This is a genomic window from Nonomuraea turkmeniaca (assembly GCF_005889735.1).
Lineage (GTDB): Bacteria > Actinomycetota > Actinomycetes > Streptosporangiales > Streptosporangiaceae > Nonomuraea > Nonomuraea turkmeniaca.
The window spans coordinates 1-2796 of the sequence record NZ_VCKY01000470.1 but is presented as its reverse complement, the minus strand read 5'-3'; the positions used below and the strand labels follow the sequence as shown (position 1 = coordinate 2796).

The 2796-nt window shown below is 74.5% G+C and carries 2 protein-coding genes; both read left to right on the top strand.

Annotated features, from left to right (window positions below; all coding sequences use genetic code 11):
• Positions 1-47: 47 nt before the first annotated feature.
• Positions 48-908, top strand: a complete 861-nt coding sequence (locus ETD86_RS53695) for a hypothetical protein (protein WP_138674286.1) — start codon at positions 48-50, stop codon at positions 906-908.
• 72 nt (positions 909-980) lie between these two features.
• A complete protein-coding gene (murJ, locus tag ETD86_RS53690) occupies positions 981-2654 on the top strand; it encodes a murein biosynthesis integral membrane protein MurJ (protein WP_138674285.1) in 1674 nt (557 codons plus the stop codon).
• Positions 2655-2796: the final 142 nt, after the last annotated feature.

Here is a 2796-nt window from a genome sequence, read left to right as displayed (position 1 = left end):
GACGTCCCCCAGCCCGACCCCCACGACGACCCAGTCAGGGAGCTGACATGCCAGCCAGCCGAGCCCGTGGCCTGCTCTCCGCCCTCGCCGGCGCCGCGATCGGCGCCGTGGCCGCCCGCGCCGCCTACGCGGCCTTCACCCGCAACCGGCCGGCCGACCTGACCGGCCGCTGGACGCGCAAGAACCATCGCGGTGAGCCCATCACCCTGCTCGAAGGCCCCGCGTTCGTGGCCGGCGCCGGCGCGGCCACCGCGCTCACGCCCGGCCTTCCCGGCCGGCTCCGCCTGGCCGCCCTCGTCGCGGGCGTCGGCAGCGGCACGCTCGGCGCGTACGACGACCTGTACGGCACGACGGCGTCCAAGGGCTTCAAGGGGCACCTGACCGCGCTCGCCCGCGGCGAGGTCACCAGCGGCGCCGTCAAGATCCTCGGCATCGGCGCCACCGGGCTCGGCGCGGCCGCCCTCGTGTCCGAGGGACCCGTGGACACACTGGTCAACGGCGCCGCCATCGCCGGCGCCGCGAACCTCGCCAACCTCTTCGACCTGCGCCCCGGCCGCGCCATCAAGGTCGGGCTGCTGACCGGCGGCCCGCTGCTGGCCGCCGCGCTCTTCCGCAACGCGCCCGCCGCCGCTTTGGCGGCCGTGCCGCTCGGGGCCGCCGCGGCGCTGCTGCCGGAGGACCTGGGCGAACGCGCCATGCTCGGCGACGCGGGTGCCAACGCCCTGGGCGCGCTGCTCGGGCTGGCCGCGGTCACCAAGCTCGGCAAGCCAGGCCGGTACGCGCTGCTGGGGACCGTCGTGGCCCTGACCGCCGCCGCGGAGAAGGTCAGCTTCACCAAGGTCATCGCCGGAAACCCCGTGCTCAACCGGATCGACATGCTCGGCCGGCGGCCCGTCGGCCCCGTGTGACGCGATTGTCGGTTCGACCTGCCAGGATGATGTCCGCGTGATCGGGTGCTCGACGCGGATCGAGGAGGCCGGGTGGGTGTCGTGACGGCGCGAGGCATCGCCGGTGGGGCCGTGCTCATCGGGGCGATCACCGTGCTGGCCCGCATCACCGGCTTCGCCAAGCAGTATGCCTTCGCGCAGACGGTCGGGACCAACTGCCTGGCCACGGCTTACATGACGGCCAACCAGATCCCCAACATCGTGTTCGAGGTGGTCGTCGGCGGGGCGCTGGCGGGGATGGTGGTTCCGGTGCTGGCCGGGCGGGCGCGGGCTGATGAGGCGGGGGCTGGTCCCGTGCCGGTCGGCCGGACCGGTGGCGCGGACACGTCCACGGACGATCAGGCCGTCGCCCGGGTGAGCTGGATCAGCTCGGCGCTGCTCACGTGGGTGATCGTGGTACTCGTCCCGCTGGGTGTGCTCACCGCGCTGTTCGCCGGGCCGATCGTCAGCTTGTTCTTCGGCTCGGCCCTGGACGGGTGCGCCGACGTCGGCGCGGTGACCGAGGTCGCCGCCCGCATGCTGGTCGTCTTCGCCCCCCAGATCCCCCTGTACGGGGTCGCCGTGGTGCTCTACGGCGTGCTTCAGTCGCACAAGCGGTTCGCCGGGCCCGCGGTCGCGCCCCTGGTGTCCAGCATCGTGGTCATCGTGGCGTATCTGCTGTTCGTGCCGCTCAGCGGCGGAGTCAGCGATCCCGCGGCGGTGCCGGGGCCGGCCGAGCTGGCGCTGTCCGTGGGCACCAGCCTGGGGGTGCTGTCCCTGGTGCTGACCGTGCTCGGGCCCACGGCTCGGCTGGGGTTGCGGTGGCGGCCGGTCCTGCGGTTTCCCGACGGCGTCGCCGTACAGGTGCGCAGGCTGGCCCTGGCGGGCGTCGCCGCGCTGCTCGCCCAGCAGGCGGCCATGATCGTGGTCCTGGTGCTGTCCAACAACGCCATCGGCAACGGAGCCATCGTCGTATACAACTACGCGTGGGCGATCTATCTGGTGCCGTACGCGGTGCTGGCCGTCCCCATCGCCACCAGCGCGTTTCCACGGCTGTCCGCGCAGGCCGGGGAGCCGGCGGGGTTCTCGGCGCTCGCGGCGCGCACCACGCGGGCCGTGGTGCTGGTATCCGGGCTGGCCGCCGGTGTGCTCGCCGCCGCCTCGGGGCCGGGGGCGGTGGTGTTCCTGGGGGTCAAGAGCGACGTGCCCGCGCCCGAGCTGGCGCGTGCCATCGCGCTGTTCGCGCCCGGGCTCATCGGTTATGGGCTCGTCGCGCACTTGAGCAGGGTGCTGTACGCGGCCGGGCGCGGCCGGGCGGCCGCCACCGGGACCGTGGCGGGCTGGGTGGTCGTGATGGTCGCGCAGGCCGTCTTTGTGGTGCTGCTGCCCGAGGGGTGGAAGATCGGCGGGATGGCGCTGGGGATGAGCGTGGGCATGAGCGCCAGCGGGGCGCTGCTGCTCGGCTCCGTGGCGAGAGCCCGGGGGCGGGCGGCCGTGGCCGGGCTGCCGAGGGCGTTGTGCGCGGCGGTCGGCGGCGGGCTGCTGGGGTACGCGGCGGGGGCCGCCGTGGTGGGCCGGCTCGGAGCGCAGGGCCTGTGGCCGAACGTTGGGGCTGCCACGCTGGCCGCGGTCGTGGCGCTCGCCGTGGGGAGCGTGGTCGTGGCCGTGGCGGATCGGGCGGACGCGGGCGCGGTGGCCGGGTCGCTCAGGCGGGGCGGGACGGGATGAGTTCGCGCGTTGAGGTGGCACGGTTGAGAGGCGGGCCGATTGAGGCGGGTCGGTTGAGAGGTGGGCTGGTTGATGCGGGTCGGTTGAGGCGGTCGGTTGGAGGCGCGCCGGTTGAGGCGGGTCGGTTGAGGGAGGAGGGGGT